This window comes from Pantoea sp. Lij88 (assembly GCF_030062155.1).
In the GTDB taxonomy this organism is placed as follows: domain Bacteria; phylum Pseudomonadota; class Gammaproteobacteria; order Enterobacterales; family Enterobacteriaceae; genus Pantoea.
The window spans coordinates 2,766,757-2,784,568 of record NZ_CP118269.1 but is presented as its reverse complement, the minus strand read 5'-3'; the positions used below and the strand labels follow the sequence as shown (position 1 = coordinate 2,784,568).

Annotated in this window: 17 protein-coding genes; 10 read left to right on the top strand and 7 right to left on the bottom strand. The window is 55.4% G+C overall.

The annotated features are described in order from the left end of the window. The first annotated feature begins 84 nt into the window (after positions 1–84). Both bglX and PU624_RS16825 read left to right on the top strand, forming a co-directional pair. On the top strand, positions 85–2,382 hold the full coding sequence (gene bglX, locus PU624_RS16830) for a beta-glucosidase BglX (protein WP_283545899.1): 2,298 nt from the start codon (positions 85–87) through the stop codon (positions 2,380–2,382). A gap of 96 nt (positions 2,383–2,478) precedes the next feature. Continuing rightward, positions 2,479–3,351 carry an oxygenase MpaB family protein gene (locus tag PU624_RS16825; protein WP_283545898.1) on the top strand — a complete coding sequence of 291 codons (873 nt, stop codon included), beginning with the start codon at positions 2,479–2,481 and terminating at the stop codon, positions 3,349–3,351. 90 nt (positions 3,352–3,441) lie between these two features. Here PU624_RS16825 and PU624_RS16820 read toward each other — a convergent pair whose 3' ends face one another. Continuing rightward, positions 3,442–3,879: a VOC family protein gene (locus PU624_RS16820; protein ID WP_283545897.1), complete on the bottom strand. Its 438-nt coding sequence runs from the start codon at positions 3,877–3,879 to the stop codon at positions 3,442–3,444. 597 nt (positions 3,880–4,476) lie between these two features. On the opposite strand from PU624_RS16820, the gene PU624_RS16815 reads away from it, so the two are divergent. After that, positions 4,477–5,055, top strand: coding sequence for a TetR/AcrR family transcriptional regulator (locus PU624_RS16815; RefSeq protein WP_283545896.1), 579 nt, complete (start codon positions 4,477–4,479; stop codon positions 5,053–5,055). 33 nt (positions 5,056–5,088) lie between these two features. On the opposite strand, the gene PU624_RS16810 is transcribed toward PU624_RS16815, so the two are convergent. Continuing rightward, positions 5,089–5,868 (bottom strand): BPL-N domain-containing protein, encoded by a 780-nt coding sequence (locus PU624_RS16810; protein WP_283545895.1) that lies wholly within the window; start codon positions 5,866–5,868, stop codon positions 5,089–5,091. Positions 5,869–6,529: 661 nt separating this feature from the next. Between PU624_RS16810 and PU624_RS16805 the strand changes: the two genes are divergently transcribed. From PU624_RS16805 to idi, 3 genes are all read left to right on the top strand, one after another. After that, the gene (locus tag PU624_RS16805) at positions 6,530–7,639 is read left to right on the top strand and encodes a suppressor of fused domain protein (RefSeq protein WP_283545894.1); all 1,110 of its coding nucleotides are present in this window, start codon (positions 6,530–6,532) and stop codon (positions 7,637–7,639) included. A 190-nt stretch (positions 7,640–7,829) separates the two neighbouring features. Continuing rightward, positions 7,830–9,725 carry a methyl-accepting chemotaxis protein gene (locus PU624_RS16800; RefSeq protein ID WP_283545893.1) on the top strand — a complete coding sequence of 632 codons (1,896 nt, stop codon included), beginning with the start codon at positions 7,830–7,832 and terminating at the stop codon, positions 9,723–9,725. Positions 9,726–9,871: 146 nt separating this feature from the next. Further along, positions 9,872–10,414 (top strand): isopentenyl-diphosphate Delta-isomerase, encoded by a 543-nt coding sequence (idi, locus tag PU624_RS16795; protein ID WP_283545892.1) that lies wholly within the window; start codon positions 9,872–9,874, stop codon positions 10,412–10,414. 174 nt (positions 10,415–10,588) lie between these two features. Here idi and nadS read toward each other — a convergent pair whose 3' ends face one another. From nadS to PU624_RS16780, 3 genes are read right to left on the bottom strand one after another with little or no spacing between them, the layout of a single operon-like run. Then, positions 10,589–10,882 (bottom strand): NadS family protein, encoded by a 294-nt coding sequence (gene nadS / locus PU624_RS16790; protein WP_150012147.1) that lies wholly within the window; start codon positions 10,880–10,882, stop codon positions 10,589–10,591. Then, positions 10,882–11,193, bottom strand: a complete 312-nt coding sequence (locus PU624_RS16785) for a type II toxin-antitoxin system RelE/ParE family toxin (protein WP_283545891.1) — start codon at positions 11,191–11,193, stop codon at positions 10,882–10,884. The genes nadS and PU624_RS16785 overlap by 1 nt, the downstream gene beginning before the upstream one ends. A 55-nt stretch (positions 11,194–11,248) precedes the next feature. Next, entirely contained in the window at positions 11,249–12,724 is a 1,476-nt protein-coding gene (locus PU624_RS16780) for an MFS transporter (protein WP_283545890.1), read from the bottom strand. A 286-nt stretch (positions 12,725–13,010) separates the two neighbouring features. On the opposite strand from PU624_RS16780, the gene osmF reads away from it, so the two are divergent. Genes osmF through PU624_RS16760 form a run of 4 tightly spaced genes read left to right on the top strand, consistent with a single transcriptional unit; the run spans position 13,011 to position 16,760 of the window. Beyond that, positions 13,011–13,922 carry a glycine betaine ABC transporter substrate-binding protein OsmF gene (gene osmF, locus PU624_RS16775; RefSeq protein WP_283545889.1) on the top strand — a complete coding sequence of 304 codons (912 nt, stop codon included), beginning with the start codon at positions 13,011–13,013 and terminating at the stop codon, positions 13,920–13,922. 3 nt (positions 13,923–13,925) lie between these two features. Continuing rightward, positions 13,926–15,101 (top strand): ABC transporter permease, encoded by a 1,176-nt coding sequence (locus tag PU624_RS16770; RefSeq protein ID WP_283545888.1) that lies wholly within the window; start codon positions 13,926–13,928, stop codon positions 15,099–15,101. Further along, a complete protein-coding gene (locus PU624_RS16765) occupies positions 15,094–16,041 on the top strand; it encodes an ABC transporter ATP-binding protein (protein ID WP_283545887.1) in 948 nt (315 codons plus the stop codon). The genes PU624_RS16770 and PU624_RS16765 overlap by 8 nt, the downstream gene beginning before the upstream one ends. Beyond that, the gene (locus tag PU624_RS16760; protein ID WP_283545886.1) at positions 16,029–16,760 is read left to right on the top strand and encodes an ABC transporter permease; all 732 of its coding nucleotides are present in this window, start codon (positions 16,029–16,031) and stop codon (positions 16,758–16,760) included. Before PU624_RS16765 ends, PU624_RS16760 begins: the two co-directional genes overlap by 13 nt. On the opposite strand, the gene PU624_RS16755 is transcribed toward PU624_RS16760, so the two are convergent. Both PU624_RS16755 and PU624_RS16750 read right to left on the bottom strand, forming a co-directional pair. After that, a complete protein-coding gene (locus PU624_RS16755; RefSeq protein WP_242634131.1) occupies positions 16,741–16,848 on the bottom strand; it encodes a YohO family small membrane protein in 108 nt (35 codons plus the stop codon). The two genes, PU624_RS16760 and PU624_RS16755, sit on opposite strands and share 20 nt — an antisense overlap. 87 nt (positions 16,849–16,935) lie before the next feature. Further along, positions 16,936–17,670, bottom strand: a complete 735-nt coding sequence (locus PU624_RS16750) for a MerR family transcriptional regulator (protein ID WP_283545885.1) — start codon at positions 17,668–17,670, stop codon at positions 16,936–16,938. Positions 17,671–17,812: the final 142 nt, after the last annotated feature.

The window sequence follows — 17,812 nt, the reverse complement described above, 5'->3', positions numbered from 1 at the left end:
GGCCGCTACCTGCTATTCTCATCTTGTGGCACACTGCCGCCTGTTTATTCGATATTGCGCAGTTACTTAAGAGAACCCAACCTGATGAAATGGATTTACTCTGTTAGTCTCGCTGTCTCCCTCGCGATGCAACCCGCATTAGCTGAGACATTGCAAGGTAACCACCCGATGACCGAACAGGCGCGGGATGCCTTCGTTAACCAACTGCTTAAAAAAATGACGCTGGACGAGAAAATCGGCCAGCTGCGTTTAATCAGCGTCGGACCTGATAATCCGAAAGAAGTGATTCGCGACATGATTCAGAAGAGTCAGGTTGGCGCGATCTTTAATACCGTGACCCGTCAGGATATCCGCGCGATGCAGGATCAGGCCATGCAGCTCAGCCGCCTGAAAATCCCCCTCTTTTTCGCCTACGACGTGATTCATGGTCAGCGCACCATTTTCCCGATTCCTTTAGCCCTGGCATCAAGCTGGGATCTGGATGCGGTAAAAGAGGTGGGGCGCGTCTCTGCCTATGAAGCGGCGGACGATGGCCTGAATATGACCTGGGCGCCGATGGTGGATGTCAGCCGTGAACCCCGCTGGGGCCGTGGCTCCGAAGGTTTCGGTGAGGATACGTATCTCACCAGCGAAATGGGTCGCAGCATGGTGCAGTCGATGCAGGGCAAAAGCGCCGCCGATCGCTACAGCGTGATGACCAGCGTGAAGCACTTCGCACTCTATGGCGCCGTGGAAGGTGGACGCGATTACAACACCGTGGACATGAGCCCGCAGCGCATGTTCCAGGACTATCTGCCGCCTTATAAAGCCTCACTGGATGCAGGCAGCGGCGGCGTGATGGTCGCGCTCAACTCGATCAATGGCGTGCCTGCGACTGCGGACAGCTGGCTGCTGAAAGATCTGCTGCGCGATAAGTGGAAATTCAAAGGCATCACCATCAGCGATCACGGCGCAATTAAAGAGCTGATCAAACATGGCGTTGCCAGCGATCCGCAGGAAGCGGTTCGTATCGCCCTGAAGTCGGGCGTCGATATGAGCATGAGCGACGAGTATTACAGCAAGTATCTGCCGGCCCTGGTGAAGAGCGGCGACGTCACCATGGCTGAGATTGACGATGCGGCGCGCCATGTGCTTAACGTCAAATATGACATGGGTCTGTTTAACGATCCCTACAGCCATTTAGGGCCGAAAGAGAGCGACCCGCAGGACACCAATGCGGAAAGCCGTCTGCACCGGGCCGAAGCGCGCGACGTTGCGCGCAAGAGTATGGTGTTGCTGAAAAACCGCCTGGAAACACTGCCGCTGAAAAAATCGGGCACCATTGCTCTGATTGGACCGCTGGCAGACAGTCAGCGCGACATTATGGGCAGCTGGTCGGCGGCGGGCGTGGCGAAGCAATCCGTTTCGCTGCTGCAGGGCATGCGCAATGCCACCGAAGGCAAAGCGACGCTGCTGTATGAGAAAGGCGCCAACGTCACCGACAACAAAGGCATTCAGGACTTCCTGAACCTCTATGAGCAGGCGGTTTCTGTTGATACACGTTCACCGCAGCAGATGATTGATGATGCGGTCGCCAAAGCGAAGCAGGCCGATGTGGTCGTTGCCGCCGTGGGCGAAGCGCAGGGCATGGCGCATGAAGCCTCCAGCCGCAGTGACCTGGTTATCCCGCCGAGCCAGCAGAAGCTTTTAGCGGCACTGAAAGCCACCGGTAAGCCGCTGGTGATCGTGCTGATGAACGGACGCCCGCTGTCGGTGGTGAATGAAGATCGGATGGCCGATGCGATGCTGGAGACCTGGTTCAGCGGCACCGAAGGTGGCAACGCCATCGCCGATGTGCTGTTCGGCGACTACAACCCGTCGGGCAAACTGCCGGTTTCCTTCCCGCGTTCAGTCGGTCAGATTCCAATCTACTACAACCATCTGCCAACCGGCCGTCCTTACAACTTTGCTAAGCCTAACAAGTACACCTCGCACTATTACGATGCCGCTAACGGGCCGCTCTATCCATTTGGTTACGGCCTGAGCTACACCAGCTTCACCGTGTCGCCGGTCAAAATGTCGTCGCCGACTATGCCGCGTAACGGCAGCGTTGAAGCCACTGTGACCGTGACCAACAGCGGTAAGCGCGATGGTGCGACGGTGGTGCAGATGTACCTCAACGACCCGGTCGCTTCCATCAGCCGTCCGGTGCAGGAGCTGCGTGGCTTCAAGCGCATCATGCTGAAAGCGGGCGAGTCGCAAAATGTGACGTTTAAGATCGACGTCGATGCGCTGAAGTTCTGGAACCAGCAGATGCAGCACGTTGCAGAGCCCGGCAAATTCAACGTGATGATTGGACTCGATTCCGTTCGTACTCAGGATGCGCAGTTCAACTATCAATAACCGTCAGCCTTTCCCCTGAATGCAGGGGAAGGTGATGCGGCGCGTCGTTAGCGTCCTGCTACCGCGCGCCGCATCATATCCACTATCAGAGCCGCCATGATTAATCTGCGTGACCGCATTCAGCAGCAGGTATTCCGCCTTAACGGCCTGTCGATGAATGAATTTGACCTTTCTCAACCGCCTGGCGATCCCGGCCTGTTTGGCCCGGACAGCGTGATCTGGCGCGTTCACGGTGATTTCACCTCCATGATGTGCGGCGGGATCAGCGCGCTGCTGTTGCAGATGCTGCATCCGGCGGCGCTGGCGGGTGTGTGGGATCACTCCAATTTCCGCGAAGATATGATGGGCCGTCTGCGGCGCACCAGTCAGTTTATCGCCGTGACCACCTACGGTAATTCGCAGGATGCACAGACGCTGATCGAGCGGGTGAAACGCATCCACCTGAAAGTCAGCGGCGTTGATAGCGAGGGCAAACCTTATGCCGCCAGCGATCCGCATCTGCTGACCTGGGTGCATGTGGCGGAAACCAGCCGTTTTCTGGCCGCTCATCTGCGCTACAAAAATCCGCAGCTTACCCGCGCCGAACAGGATCAGTACTATCAGGAAGCGGCGCAGATTGCCGAAGCGCTGGGCGCAGAGAAGGTGCCGAAAAGCGTCGTCGATGTGGCAGATTACCTGCAACAGATGCGTTCAGAGCTGCGTTTTGATCAGCGTACTGCCGAAGTGACGCGATTGCTGATGAATGCCCCTGCACCCAGCTGGCAGGCGAAACCGGTGATGAAAATCATGCTGAAGTCCGGATTCGGGCTGATGCCCGCGTGGGCGCAGGCGATGTCCGGTCGTGAGATCGGCCGCTTTGAGCAGGCGATCATTGACCAGAAGATCAATGCGATTGCGGTGGGATTGAGATGGTCGATTCAGCGCGGAGCGTGGTATAGGGCAATGGTGAGGATGGGGAGGCTGGGGTGAATGGGCTATGAATGTCCGCTTTGTGCCAGGAGCGGACCTTGCAAACATCGTTGTTTTAATAAGAAGATAACGGGTCAGGCCATGTGGATTTTATTGACCGCGCTCCATCAACTCCAGCGTCTGTCCATCGGGGCTTTGTAAATATATTACTCTGGTTCCCTGCATGGGGCCTGATAAGACTGTCTGAGGTTTACCTGGTGTCTTCCAGCCATACTCCGATACTTTGCTCAGGAGCGTATCAAGGTCTTCAACTATAAACGCAAGGTGAGCATAGCCAGGGATGTAAGGTGCTGAAGGTTCTTCTGGCTGTTTAATGTTATCGTATTGCAGTAATTCAATTTTGATACCAGCCAGTTCAAGTAACGCCATTCGTACATCAGCCCCCCTTGCGCCTGTGACTTCATCAATGACAGGCCCAGACATTTTCCCTTCGCGTAATAACTCCCCTCCAAGAATATGAGTCCAGAAGAGTAATGACTCCTCAATGTTTTTAACTGAAAAACCGACGTGATCCGCTCTTTTTATCATGAAATTATCTGCTGAGTTTCAAAAAAGGAACACCAAACTATCTGAAATCTGTACTTTAGTACTTCACGATAAGTGCGGAAGTAATTTACTCATCAAAACATATAGTTAAGCCTGGCCTGAGTGATATATTTATGATTATCCACTGTGAGAGCTATGCACGTTAACTAACCCCCGTAGAAAAATACGCGATTGCGTCACAAGCCGGTATCAATTATTGAAAACCTGCGCTCGTCCGCTGTTCGCTGATATCGGCCTTTAAGGCCAACAATGGTCACACTTACAAAGCTCAGCACCCAGCACCCCACCAACCCCCACACTTTGAGACTATTACCCTTGTCTCAAAGTATGGCAGCCAGGATTCTGCTTTAATCGCGGGGAAAATGGATTACTCCAGGCTTTGTCGAGGCACTATGGCGTACAAATCCCTGACTGCTGAAGTCCACAATCAGCAGCGCAATAGGTGCTGAATGATGCAGCAGGAGCCGCGTATTATGTTGAGGCGGATATAAGACGCAGCTTACCTTTACAGCCGTTAGCGTTGAGTTAGTTAAAATGGTATTGTGAGGTGATGCAAAGTTAATAAAGTCGTTATTGAAAATGAAAGTCGATTCATTCAAAGATCTTATAAAGAAAGCTGCATTAAACCTTTTCAAAGAGAAGGGTCTGAACAATGTTTCAACGCGGGATCTGAATGCCCGGCTTAATATTTCCAGAAGCCATATGTATCATTACTACAGCAACTGGGAAGAGCTTAAGCTCGACGCCATAAAAAAGTTGCTGGATGATGATGTTAATGATTATTTTCTGAAGAAAAAAGAGAGTGACACAGGGAAAGTCTCAGAAGAGTTATTGTACTTTTTAGATTACCTTCTGCCAGATGCGCCCTCTTCACACTGGATTTTATATCTTGAAATATGGCCTCTTTCAGCGAGAGATCAGCGCTATGCTGACCTTATTCACGCCAACCTGTTGCAGTGGAATGAAATCGTTGAAGATATCATAACGCGTGGTATCGAGGCGGGGGAATTTACCTCTGCAAATAGCCAGGTTTCAGCCCGACAAATTGCGGCTGTGCTTGATGGTTATTCAAGTATGATCATTCTTGATTATTCTGAAGAAAAACGAGCTCTCTTTCTTAAAGAGATTTTTGATTTTTCTCTTCAGGTGTTGAGATAAAGACGAGCTCGTGCGTTTATGCTTTGTCAGCGTTCAGAGATGACTGACGTCCAGATATTTTAGTAGTTTTATCATTTTGCGCTCAGCGGGTATATATCCTGGCTGGCTGGCATCGATCCAGCTTTCGTCTGCTTCAGGATGGGGTCCGGTGAGTACCACTTTACCTTTTCCATAGGTATAGGCCGCCATGGCAACATCGCCATTGCTATACCAGGAGATAGGGGTAAATCCTTTACTGGCGGAACTGTTATTCAGATAAGGACCATCCTGATAATAAGCTGATTCTTTCTTTCCTCCCCACAGTATTGTTAGCGTGTAATCGCCCTCATCAGTGGCTTCTGCGCCCGGTCTTCCTGCTTCTGTATCAAGAGGTGCGTCAATCAGACCTATCCAGTCTTTGTCAGCAAGATAAGCGCCCATACAGAGGCCAAGAAACCCTTTTCCAGAGCGAACAAAATTCCGGATGGCTTCAGCCCCGTCATCGCCTATAGCATCATAAGCCGCAGGAATATCCTGTCCGCCACCTGGCTGAATATAAATATCGAATTTTTTCAGGTTGTCGCTGCTTATTTTTAGTTTTTCATTTTCGCCAATGTAACTGACAGAAAGGTTTAATCCTGTTTTTTTAAGCGATTTAACAACCATCTCCGAACAGCCTTCGCAACCCGCTTCTCCTCTGTAAACCGCGATGTTGACAGGTTTTGTTTCGGCAGCATAGGTTGCTGGCGAATACGCTGCCGGGAATGCCGTTAATGCTGAGGTAAAGACAAAGGCGCTCAGGTAGCTTCTGCAACGGAATTTATCAGACTTCATTACGCATCCCTTAATTGTAGATATGAAAAATAAACAGACAGTGAAAATAGTCTGAAAGTAAAAAAGATAAATTAGAGCAGTCGCCCTAATTTACATCCGGGCGTACTGGTGTCAAGTTTTACTTTTTTTGCAGTCAGATCATTTAGCTTTCATTCAGAGTGGCAGTGCTGATGAAGCAAGGTAAATCCTGCCGGATATCATAAAAAACGGTCATGTATCGCGAGTGACACCGATTTTTAACGGAATATTTTCTTATTGCCTGAAAAGCAAAGATAAAAGGTAAGAGGATGGCGCTCAGAATGACTATATAGTGAGTGATGAAACCCCAACGCGTCTTCCGCCATCAGGTTAATAGCGCCGCCGAAAGGGCAAATGTTTAATGTCGGAAACAATGATGCAGGGAGCCTGTGTGCGTGCGGATGAGCCTTTTTTATCTTTAGTGAGAAGAGGACAGAAACCTGCAGGGTCTGTTTTTGCTCAGATAATCTCGGGGCCGCTATCTCTCATGACGTTAAAATCGAGCTTACCGCCTCTTACAACCTTTACCCCCTGTATGCACCCCCCACACTTTGAGACTATTACCCTTGTCTCAGAGTGCGGCAGCCAGGATCCTGCTCTATTCTCGGGGAAAATGGATTCCTCCAGGCTTTGTCGAGGCACTATGACGTACAAATCCCTGATTGCTGAAGTCCACAATCAGCAGCGCACACTGACCGCCATTGTCGAGCAGGATGAGCGCACCGCATATTTTTACATCTGGCCCACCGATCTGTTCCGCAGTCAGTATGCGGTGCGCGGCTGCTGGCTTCGCAACCTGCTGCCTGCGCCAGCACAGGAAGATCGCGAGGCGATGGAGCAGGGCATAGCGCCGCTGCTCAGCGCAGAGTATTGCCGTAATCTGGAAGCGGAGCCCGCGCTGGACCCGGCCGGTCTGCAGGTCCTGTGGGAGCCGAGCGATGATGGCGCGGCGCTGTGGTATTACGGCCAGTTGCTGGCGGTCATTCCCGGCTGGAGCCTCTATCAGGAGAAGCAGGTAAGCTTCTCGGCGGGCTGCATCAAAAAGAACCGGCTGACAGCCCCGCTGGGATCGGCATCGACCAATGACTACTATGCGCGTGCGGAACATCAGCGACAGTTCTGGCGCGAATGGCACGACGGCAGCGAGTGGGACAAGGTGCAGCAGGATCTGATGGCCTGCTATCAGGCACGCTTTGGCGAGTCGGTGAAATATTATGCGATTGATCAGGGTAGCTGGCCGCCGATGGCGATCTCGCAGCACTGGCATCAGGGCGTCTGGTACTTCCTGACGCTTGGCATGAGTATCCGGCCTATGCCGCAGGTCGATTATCTGTTTGATGAGCTGGCACCGCAGTATCGCCGTATCGAACTGGGCATGGCGGTTGACGGTGAGGTCATGACCGAAAGCAACGCGGTGCAGATGGCCAGCGCACTGGCAGAGTTCGTGCATCTGCCGTGGGCGCGGCTGACCTGGCTGGGCGAGGGCCATACGCTGGCGTCGGAAGTTGCACCCGTCGGCTTTGAAAGCTTTCTGCTGGCGAATGAACTGGCACCCGCGCCCGCGCAGTTCACGCTGCCGAAACGCGATGGCGATCGCCCGACGCTGCTCTGGACCACGCCAGTCACCGAAGCGGAGCGGCAGTTCGCGCAGGCGGATGAGCATGGCGGCCAGAAGTTAAGAGAATTGTTAACAGCAGATGGCAACGATCACGTTTTCCGTCCGCGCCAGCAGGTGGTCGAATCAGAAGAGTAGACCAGTCATAATGCGCCTGTACGCACGTCCCCGGCACCTGCCGGGGACGTGATAGTCCCGCAGTGAAATTAAATTTTTACAGAAATCATACATTTCTCAAATATGTGATCCCGCCCATCTCAAGTTCCCCTAAAGCCAGCCGTTAACCCGGTTATGGCAATCGCGCCGTACCTGGTTCTGGGGAACAAAGATGTTTAAAACAACACAATCCCGCTTTACCGCAACAATGATCGCATTCTTTGTTGCGCTTTTACTCGTTACAGTTTGGGTCATTAATCAGTTCGTCGCGCCACAGCTCGTCGACAGCGAAAGCCGTCTGGTTCGCTATCAGGTCGATTCACTCGCCTCTGGTATCGTTGAACAGATGAACCGCGTGCAGGCACAGCAGCGTGCAATTACCGAAGCCGCTTCCGTGATGGACAGCGCGACTATCGACACTCTGTTACCGACGCTGGTAAACCAGTATCAGGACAGCAACGTGTTTGGTGGCGGTATCTGGCCACTGCCAAACCGTCGTGATCCGGCCAAAGAGAAAGACAGCAGCTTCTTTGCGCGTAACGCGAGCAATGAACTGCAGGTCAACACCTACTGGAACTCCGACGCCGCCGACAAATACTGGGAGCAGCCCTGGTACAAAGATGGCCTGGCGGCTGCGAAAGGGCAGTGTGCCTGGGCAAAAGCCTATCAGGATGCTGCCAGCCCGCAGCCGCGTACCAACTGCGCCATGGCTATCTATCGCAACGGCTCAGCGTGGGGTGTTGCCACCATCGACGTGACGCTGGGATTCTTTAACCAGCTGGCGAAGCAGATGGGTGAAACCATCCATGGCAACGTGCTGATCGTTGAAGCCGACGGCAAAGTGGTAGGCAACGGCGCGCTGGTGAATGCCGCGCCGAAGCTGGAGAATCTGGCTGACGTGCAGATTCCGATGGCGGCACCGCTGAAAACGCTGCTGAACGGCGTGGGTAATCAGCCGCTGGAAACCACCTATGACAGCAGCGAAGGCGAGCAGACACTGTTCGTGCAGGCCATTCCTGGCAGCCCGTGGTATCTCGCCAGCAGCCTGCCAACCAGCCTGCTGAAAGCGCAGTCGCACAATATGCTGACCCGCCTGGGTCTGGTGCAGATCCCACTGGCGGTCATCCTGCTGCTGGTGTCGCTGGGCTTTGTCCGCGCCATGATGAAACGTCTTAACGTGCTGAACAGCAACATTGAAGCGCTGTCGACCGGCGGTGCGGATCTGACGCAGCGTCTGCCAGCCAGCAACAGCCCGGAATTCAACGCCGTCGCGCAGAGCTTTAACCAGTTCATCAGCTATCTGCAGGGTCTGCTTCAGCAGGTGGGCGATAGCGCGCTGGCGATTACTGCCGCGTCGCGGGAAATTGCCAGCGGCAACGCCAATCTCTCCTCGCGTACTGAAGATCAGGCCAGCTCGATTGTCGAAACCGCTGCGTCGATGGAACAGCTGACCGGCACCGTGCGTCAGAACGCCGACAACGCAACTCACGCTAACCAGCTGGCGGGCGATGCCTCGCAGGTGGCCGCGCGTGGTACCGAAGTGGTTCGTCAGGTGGTCACCACTATGGGTGAGATTCATCACTCATCCCGTAAAGTGGTCGATATCATCAGCGTGATCGACAGCATCGCATTCCAGACCAATATCCTGGCGCTGAACGCTGCGGTAGAAGCCGCACGTGCCGGTGAACAGGGTCGCGGTTTTGCGGTGGTGGCATCGGAAGTGCGCAACCTGGCACAACGTTCAGCTAACTCGGCGCGTGAAATTAAAAAGTTAATCGAAGAGTCAGTGGCGAACATCGATACCGGCAGCGCGCTGGTTGAGCAGGCGGGTCAGACCATGGACGAGCTGATGAAGGGCGTGAGCAGTGTAACGACCCTGATGAGCGAAATCATGTCAGCCAGCCGCGAGCAGAGCATGGGTATCGAACAGGTCAACGTCGCGATTACCCAGCTGGATGGCACCACACAGCAGAACGCCGTGCTGGTGGAGCAGGTTTCCGCTGCCGCGCAGGCGATGGAATCGCAGAGCACCCAGCTTGAGCGTGTTGTTCAGAGCTTCCGACTGTAATCCTCCTTCAGGCCAGCCTTGCTGGCCTGATTCCCTCTCTGCTTCATCCGCTTATCTCCACCCGACCCGGCTAAAAAATCCTCGCTGATCCGCCCAAACTGCGCATTCTGTGCCAGAATAGTTGGGAATAATCTCAAGGAAACGCCATGTCTGCTATTGAAGTTATCCTCGTTGACCACCTCGATCGTCCCACCGGCAAAATGGAAAAGCTGGAAGTGCATGAAAAAGGATTGCTGCACCGCGCGGTGACGGTCTACGTCTTCAATTCCCGGCAGGAGCTGTTACTGCAGCGGCGTGCCAGCGATAAATATCACTGTGGAGGCTTGTGGAGTAATACCTGCTGTGGTCATCCTTATCCTCATGAATCGACCCGCGATGCCGCCGAGCGCCGTCTGCGTGAAGAGATGGGGATGGACGTAACGCTGACGCCGGTCTTTGAACTGAGCTACAACCTGAAGCTGAGCAATGGCCTGATCGAGCATGAATATGGTCACGTCTTCTTTGCCGTCTGCGACACCCTGCCGCAGCTTAATCCGCAGGAAGCGGATGCCTGGGATTATCGCCCGATGGCGCTGATCGAAGAGCAGATGCAGCAGCAGCCACAGCAGTTCACCCCGTGGTTTTTGCACACCTTCCCACGTATCCCGGACTATCTGGAGCAGTTTCCTTTCCCGGCTGTTACGGCATAAAAAAACCGCACTGAGGTGCGGTTTAGTTGTGGGTGAGAGAAGTCAGGACTTAATGAGTCAATTGTTTATCTGCGATGCCAGGATTTGGTCTTATTGCGGGTCCTGCGGTTGATTCGTGTTCTGTAAGCCTTTCTGCTTCGCTTACAGACCGGCACACACCGGTTTCTTCATTGCCTATTTATCCGCTAAAGCCGGGATGACGTGCTTCGGATCGCGCTCTATGGCCCGTAGTAATGCTTTCGCCGGGCCAGTTGGCTCACGTCGTCCCTGTTCCCAGTTCTTCAGCGTGTCAACATTTACAGAAATCAGCTTAGCGAACCCGCTTTGTGAAAGACCTGTGGCGTTTCTGATCGCTTTGACTTTAACCGCAGTGACCGTAGTCTCGCGGGAAGGCTCTCGGGAGCCTTCGACAATTTCATTCATCTGCGTCATGCTTTCTTTCAAACGCTCAAACAGTTTTTTGTCCATTACCAGCCCTTATTCAACGCCCTTAACAGATGTTTTTCATCCTCGGATAAATCATCCTGGACGCCTTTTTTATAAATCAGCAGCAGCCTGATTTGCGAGTCAGAGACTTTGTAATAGTAAATCACCCTAACGCCGCCACGCTTACCTTTGCCTTTAGCAGCCCAGCGGACTTTACGCAGACCGCCCGTATTCTGGATAACATCACCCCAGTAGGGATTGTCGGCCATGAATTGCTGAAACTCGCGATATTCATCATCGCTGAGTAGTTCCTTTACATCTTCCGTGAAAACTGGAGTTTCAATAAATAACATAGCTATACGTCAATGGCGTAGGTTATGGGTCATCTTATCATTCGAAGGGGGTAAGTCAATGGCGTACAGTAAAATCCTCTGCATCCACGTCATATCCCGACGGTTCCCAGCGGATTGCCAGCAGCGCCAGCAGGCCCGCAAGCGGAGCCAGGAAGATGACCCAGAACACGCCGGTGCCCAGTGCCGCGACCAGCACCGGGAACAGAAACAGTGAAACGGTCGAACTGCCGCGCATCAGCGTCTGATTGAAGCCGACACCCACGCCGCGCAGCGAAGTGGGGTAGCTCAGCGACGCGAACGTCATCGTATGCGAACCCGGCCCGAATCCCTGACCAAACAGGAACAGCGCCAGCATGCCGATCGCCAGCGCGGCTTCCTGACCGCCTTCCGGGCGACCAATCAGCGCCAGCCCGAGCAGCGCCACGCACTGACAGCCATAACCCGCTACCGACATCTTCCACGCCCCCAGGCGCGGCACCAGCCGCACTGCCAGAATCCCGCCAACAAAGGCAAACAGCAGATTCAGCGCCAGCGAGACCAGAATGGTGGTGAGCATCGACTGAGCAAAAAAGCTGGAGATAATCACCGGCAGACCAAACGCCACCGCGTTATAGGCAAAGGACGAGGCAATGGAGGTAATGGTCGCCAGCAGCGTTCGACGGCGATAGACGCCCTGCAGCAGCGCACCATAGTTACGCCAGCTCGCCTTGCGCACCGGCGAGGCAGCGGTCAGCCCGGCGTCGGGAGCCACCTGGGCATTGATATTCCACGCACTGCGTAAAATCGCGGCGGCCCCTTTTAAATCACCCTGATTGGCCGCCCACACCGGGGATTCACTCATGTAACGGCTGCGGATGGCGATAATGACAATCGCCGGAACGGCACCAAACCCGAGGATCAGCCGCCAGAGCCAGTCAGTGTGACTTTCGGGCAGCACCGCATAGAGCAGCAGCACCAGCAGATACGAGATGCTGATCGCCGCGTACCAGGTCGGACACCACATCGCCACGCTGGCCGCTTTATTCCCCTTGCCGCGCAGCTTTGAAAACTCCGCCAGAAACGCCATCGCCACCGGCAGATCGATCCCGACGCCAAGCCCCATCACAAAACGCGCGCCAGCCAGCACATACTCATTGGGCGCAAATGCACAGGCGATAGCCGCCACCACGAAAAAGAACATATCGGCCATAAAGACCCGATAACGGCCAATTTTGTCGGTGAGATAGCCGCCGATCAGCGCGCCGATAATCGCTCCAAAAGTGATTGCCGAGGCGACCATGCCGGTGCCGGTTGGAGTAAGGCTGAACTCACGCGTGATATCTTTGATGCCAAACGCCAGCGCGCCCAGGTCGTAGGCGTCGAGGAACACGCCTCCCAGCGCTATCGCCACCACAATGCGGGCATTGTTACGGGCGCTGTCGCCGCTGTTCACTAATCGGGAGACGTCAGCTGCGCTGCGAATCCACTGCGTTTCGCCACCGGGCGAACTCCCTGCTGTTGCCACATGGGCGGAAGAGGTCAGGTCGGACATGATGTTGTGCGTCTTTTATTATAAAAACAGATTTTCGAGAATAGCCGTTTAGACGCCCAGACGTAAATTCATTTCGGTTATAGATAATAATTTTCTAATCTCACATCGTTATTAATTTGCGATAAAGTCAGCTGCATCACCGCTGCGCCAGGCTACGCTTTTAAGGCAGATTATTTCCGCTGCCCATTCTGCCACTCTCCCTCTCCCCGGCAGGAGCGCAGCCTGAACGACGCCACGCGAACACATCACGTAATAACGAAACGCGAAATGCGATAAGGAAAAGGCCATGGTCAGAATTCGGGGTTGGATGGGAGTCAGCGCGTTGCTGCTCAGCATGGGGATGGCACACGCGGCGGATCCGGTGCGGGTCGGCTCTAAAATTGATACCGAAGGATCGCTGCTGGGCAATGTGATTCTTCAGGTGCTGGAAAAGCATGGGGTAAAAACCGTCAATAAAATCCAGCTCGGCACGACCCAGGTGGTGCGCGGTGCCATTACGGCGGGCGAACTCGACATCTACCTGGAATACACCGGCAACGGCGCATTCTTCTTCAACGATGAGAAAGACAGCGCCTGGAAGAATGCCACCGCAGGCTACGAAAAGGTGAAGAAGCTGGATGCGGAGAAAAACCATCTGGTGTGGCTGACGCCAGCGCCGGCTAACAACACCTGGACCATCGCCGTGCGTAAAGATCTGGCGGAGAAAAATCAGCTCACCTCGCTGGTCGATCTCAGCGCCTTTCTGAAAAAAGGCGGCACCTTCAAACTGGCGGCCTCAGCCGAATTTATTGAACGCAGCGATGCCTTACCGGCCTTCGAAAAAGCGTATGGCTTTGACCTCAAGCAGGATCAGCTGCTGTCGCTGGCGGGCGGCGATACCGCTGTCACCATCAGCGCGGCGGCTCAGCAGACCTCCGGCGTGAATGCGGCGATGGCTTACGGCACCGATGGCCCGGTGGCGGCATTGGGTCTGCAGACGCTCAGCGATCCTAAAGGCGTTCAGCCAATCTATGCGCCGACGCCGGTGATCCGCGAATCGGTCCTCAAAGCCTACCCACAGATTGCCGACTGGCTGAAGCCGGTGTTCAGTGCGCTTGATGAGAAGACCCTGCAACAGCTTAACGCCAAAATTGCGGTCGACGGTCAGGATGCCAGCAGCGTAGCGACCGAGTGGCTGCAGCAGAAAAAGCTGCTGTAACCGATGCAGATATCGCGGGAAGCGATACGCCGTCCGGTTCAGCAGCCGGTGGCGTTACTGCTGCTGACGCTGCTGAGTCTGGCGCTGGTGGCATTGCCGTTTCTTAACTTCGCCCCGAACCGTCTGGTGGCGGGCGAACCGCTGATGGGCTGGCAGATCAGCCGTTTCGGGCTGCTGTTGCTGCCGCTGGCGACGCTGTGGTTGCTGCTGTGGCGCTCGGCAGGGCGCAGCACGCTGATTGTGGCGCTGCTGGCCGCCGAACTGATGCTGGCCGCGGTCATCTGGCTCAGCGGTCATCAGGCCACTTTGCTCAGCCAGCAGGGCAGCCGTCTGGCGCGCACCAGCTTTGCCAGCGGCCTGTGGTGCAGCGGTGCGCTTATCCTGCTGCTGATCACCGATCAGGTGCGGCAACTCACTTCCCATCGGCTGGCTCAGCTGCTGCTCAATCTGCAGGTCTGGCTGTTGCCGCTGTTGCTGCTGTTCAGCGGCCAGCTTAATGATCTCTCCCTGCTGAAAGAGTATGCGAATCGTCACGCGGTGTTTGATGCGGCGCTGAGCCGTCATCTGACCCTGCTGGCGGGCACCGTGCTGCCTGCGCTGATTATTGCGCTGCCGCTGGGCGTCACGCTGTTCCGGCGGCCTGGCTGGCAGGGTGGCGTGTTTGGCGTGCTGAATGTGATTCAGACGGTGCCGTCGGTGGCGCTGTTTGGCCTGCTGATCGCGCCGCTGGCCGGTCTGGCCCAGCAGTTTCCGTGGCTCGGCGACTGGGGGATCAGCGGCATTGGCATGGCACCGGCGCTGATCGCCCTGGTGCTTTATGCCCTGTTGCCGCTGGTGCGCAGCGTAGTGGTGGGCTTGCAACAGGTGCCGCAGGAGGTGCGTGAAAGCGCGCGCGGCACGGGCATGAGCGGCTGGCAGCAGTTTATTGCGGTGGATGTGCCGCTGGCGCTGCCGGTCTGGCTGGCGGGGCTACGCGTGGTCGTGGTACAGACGCTGGGCATGGCGGTGGTGGCGGCGCTGATTGGCGCGGGCGGCTTTGGCGCAATTATTTTCCAGGGGCTGTTAAGCAGTGCGCTGGATTTAGTGTTGCTGGGAGTTATCCCGGTGATTGCGCTGGCGGTCGTCATCGATGCGCTGTTCCGTCTGCTTATCTCACTGCTGGAGAGAAAAGATGATTGAGTTTGATGGCGTTTCCCGCGCGTTTAACGGCAAAGCCGCGGTGAAAGATCTGTCACTGCAGGTGGCAAAAGGGGAGTTCTGCGTACTGCTCGGCACCTCCGGCTCCGGCAAATCGACCACCCTGAAGATGATCAACCGGCTGGTGGAGTTTGATAGTGGCGAGATTCGCTTTGCCGGTGAGTCGATCCGCCAGCTCGACGCCCGCACGCTGCGGCGACGCATGGGGTATGCCATTCAGTCGATTGGCCTGTTTCCGCACTGGACGGTGCGGAAGAATATCGCCACGGTGCCGGTTTTACTGGGCTGGCCCCGAGCACAGGTCGATGAGCGTATTGCGACGCTACTGGCACTGCTCAGTCTTGACGGGCAACTGCTGAATCGCTATCCGCATCAGCTCTCCGGCGGCCAGCAGCAGCGGGTGGGCGTGGCGCGGGCACTGGCGGCGGACCCGGAAGTCTTGCTGATGGATGAGCCATTTGGCGCACTCGATCCGGTGACGCGCGGCGTGCTGCAGCAGGAGATGCTGCGTATTCATCGGCTGTCGGGCCGCACCATCGTGCTGGTGACTCATGACATCGACGAAGCACTGACGCTGGCGGACCGCATCGTGCTGATGGATAACGGTGAGATTGTTCAGCAGGGCAGGCCGGTTGAGCTGCTGACCCAGCCGAAAAATGATTTTGTGCGCGACTTCTTTGGCCGCAGTGAAATGGGCGTCCGGCTGCTGTCGCTGGAACAGGTCGGGAATGCGGTACGGCGTGGCGAATGGCTGGCAGGCGAACCGATCGCTGCCGCTCTGACGCTGCGGGACGCCCTGTCGCAGTTTATCGCGCGTCGCACCGATAAACTGCCGGTCATCGACGATCAGCAGCAGCCGCTGGGCGTGCTCCACTTTGGCGACCTGCTGCAACTGCGCGAGGCGTTAACATGCGCAGGCTAAAGGATCCGCTGCTGTGGCTGGTGCTGTTCTATGGTGCGCTGCTGACGCTGATGCCGTATAGCGGGCCGCTGTTTCACCGCTGGTTTCCGGACCTGGCTCGACCCCTCTATCAGCAGGAGAGCTTCTGGCAGCTGACGCTGGCGCATCTGTTTCTGGTAGTCACCGCCAGCCTGCTGGCGATCGTGACTGGCATCGGCAGTGGCGTACTGGTGACGCGGCGGGCGGGCCGTGCGTTCCGGCCGCTGATGGAAACTATCGTGGCGGCGGGGCAGACGATTCCGCCGGTTGCGGTGCTGGCGATTGCGGTGCCGGTGATGGGGTTTGGTGCCTGGCCTGCGGTGGTGGCGCTATTGCTCTATGGGTTGCTGCCAATTTTACAGGGTACCCTGGCGGGCATTGATAGCGTGCCCGCCAGCAGCCGGGAGATCGCCATCGGGGTCGGCATGAGCAGCTGGCAACGGTTATGGCAGATTGAGCTGGCGCTGGCTGCGCCGGTGATCATTGCCGGGATACGTACCTCGGTGATCATCAACATCGGCACGGCGGCTATCGCCTCGACGGTCGGCGCGAAAAGTCTGGGATCGCCGGTAATTATCGGCTTAAGCGGCTTTAATACAGCCTATGTGATTCAGGGGGCACTGCTGGTGGCGCTGCTGGCAATAGTCAGCGATCGCCTGTTTGAGCGCCTTCAGCGGTGGTTCAGCGTGAGTGAACGATGAGAGAGTATCCGACCAGCATCAGACCGCTGGTGCCGCCGGCCGCCATAATAAAAAACAGCGTGGCGAAAAAGGCTTTTTTGACATTCATGGTTAAAACCTGAGCTTGTTAACAGTGAGGCGGGGATAATAGCGCGCGCAAGGCAGAAGGCAAAGTGCCCGGCGTGCGTTTTTGTTATCAGCCGGGTTCATGCAACCGTACGGCATAACCCTGTTCCTGCCAGTGTGACAGCTGTTCCTGCTGGCGACGGGTCAGTTTTTTACCGGTGAAGACAAACATATTCATGCCAGGAAAGAGTTCAGGACGCGGCAAATCGAGCGGTTCAGCCAGCACATCAATCCGCCAGCCATGCTGCGACAGACGCCAGCCTTCCAGCCAGATGCGGGTCCGATCGTCGATACCCCAGCCAATAATCAGCGCATCTTTTCCCGATTTTTTGCGGCTGCCGGTCAGGCAGAAGGCGACATAGTCGATCAGCAAACCATCAAGCAGACTGCACATCGTGCGGGCGGTGTTCTGGTCCAGGCTCAGCTTCTGACGTACCGGCATGAAAACATGGTCAATCAGCGCATCAATCGGATGTTCGCGACCAATCGCGGCAATTTTATTACGAAGTTTGGCGGGTCTGACGTGGCGCAGTACGCTAATCAGCTCATCCTGCAGTGTGGTCCAGCCATCGTGTGCATCAACATCGCCACCTTCCAGCAGTGCTTTCACTTTACCGACCGGCACGCCACTTTCAATCCAGCGCATAATCTCTTCGATACGCTGAACATCTTCTTCGTCAAACTGACGATGTCCGCCTTCGGTACGTTGCGGCTTCAGTAAGCCATAACGACGCTGCCAGGCGCGCAGGGTGACTGGGTTTATGCCACAGCGCTCGGCGACGTCACCGATACTGTATAAGGTCATAAATTCCTCTTTCGATTGGTCTGAGTGCGATTACCATAACGAAGCAAACTAAGTTGTACAATACATTTCTCAATGTACAACTTGACTGATACGCCCTTTCTCAGCTATATCTCATTTAAGGGAATGTTTCCCATATTTGAGA

What these genes read in the sequence shown, in the direction of transcription:
- bglX (WP_283545899.1), top strand. Translation starts at nt 85, where the DNA reads ATGAAATGGATTTACTCTGTTAGTCTCGCTGTCTCCCTCGCGATGCAA.
- PU624_RS16825 (WP_283545898.1), top strand. Translation starts at nt 2,479, where the DNA reads ATGATTAATCTGCGTGACCGCATTCAGCAGCAGGTATTCCGCCTTAAC.
- PU624_RS16820 (WP_283545897.1), bottom strand. Translation starts at nt 3,879, where the DNA reads ATGATAAAAAGAGCGGATCACGTCGGTTTTTCAGTTAAAAACATTGAG.
- PU624_RS16815 (WP_283545896.1), top strand. Translation starts at nt 4,477, where the DNA reads ATGAAAGTCGATTCATTCAAAGATCTTATAAAGAAAGCTGCATTAAAC.
- PU624_RS16810 (WP_283545895.1), bottom strand. Translation starts at nt 5,868, where the DNA reads ATGAAGTCTGATAAATTCCGTTGCAGAAGCTACCTGAGCGCCTTTGTC.
- PU624_RS16805 (WP_283545894.1), top strand. Translation starts at nt 6,530, where the DNA reads ATGACGTACAAATCCCTGATTGCTGAAGTCCACAATCAGCAGCGCACA.
- PU624_RS16800 (WP_283545893.1), top strand. Translation starts at nt 7,830, where the DNA reads ATGTTTAAAACAACACAATCCCGCTTTACCGCAACAATGATCGCATTC.
- idi (WP_283545892.1), top strand. Translation starts at nt 9,872, where the DNA reads ATGTCTGCTATTGAAGTTATCCTCGTTGACCACCTCGATCGTCCCACC.
- nadS (WP_150012147.1), bottom strand. Translation starts at nt 10,882, where the DNA reads ATGGACAAAAAACTGTTTGAGCGTTTGAAAGAAAGCATGACGCAGATG.
- PU624_RS16785 (WP_283545891.1), bottom strand. Translation starts at nt 11,193, where the DNA reads ATGTTATTTATTGAAACTCCAGTTTTCACGGAAGATGTAAAGGAACTA.
- PU624_RS16780 (WP_283545890.1), bottom strand. Translation starts at nt 12,724, where the DNA reads ATGTCCGACCTGACCTCTTCCGCCCATGTGGCAACAGCAGGGAGTTCG.
- osmF (WP_283545889.1), top strand. Translation starts at nt 13,011, where the DNA reads ATGGTCAGAATTCGGGGTTGGATGGGAGTCAGCGCGTTGCTGCTCAGC.
- PU624_RS16770 (WP_283545888.1), top strand. Translation starts at nt 13,926, where the DNA reads ATGCAGATATCGCGGGAAGCGATACGCCGTCCGGTTCAGCAGCCGGTG.
- PU624_RS16765 (WP_283545887.1), top strand. Translation starts at nt 15,094, where the DNA reads ATGATTGAGTTTGATGGCGTTTCCCGCGCGTTTAACGGCAAAGCCGCG.
- PU624_RS16760 (WP_283545886.1), top strand. Translation starts at nt 16,029, where the DNA reads ATGCGCAGGCTAAAGGATCCGCTGCTGTGGCTGGTGCTGTTCTATGGT.
- PU624_RS16755 (WP_242634131.1), bottom strand. Translation starts at nt 16,848, where the DNA reads ATGAATGTCAAAAAAGCCTTTTTCGCCACGCTGTTTTTTATTATGGCG.
- PU624_RS16750 (WP_283545885.1), bottom strand. Translation starts at nt 17,670, where the DNA reads ATGACCTTATACAGTATCGGTGACGTCGCCGAGCGCTGTGGCATAAAC.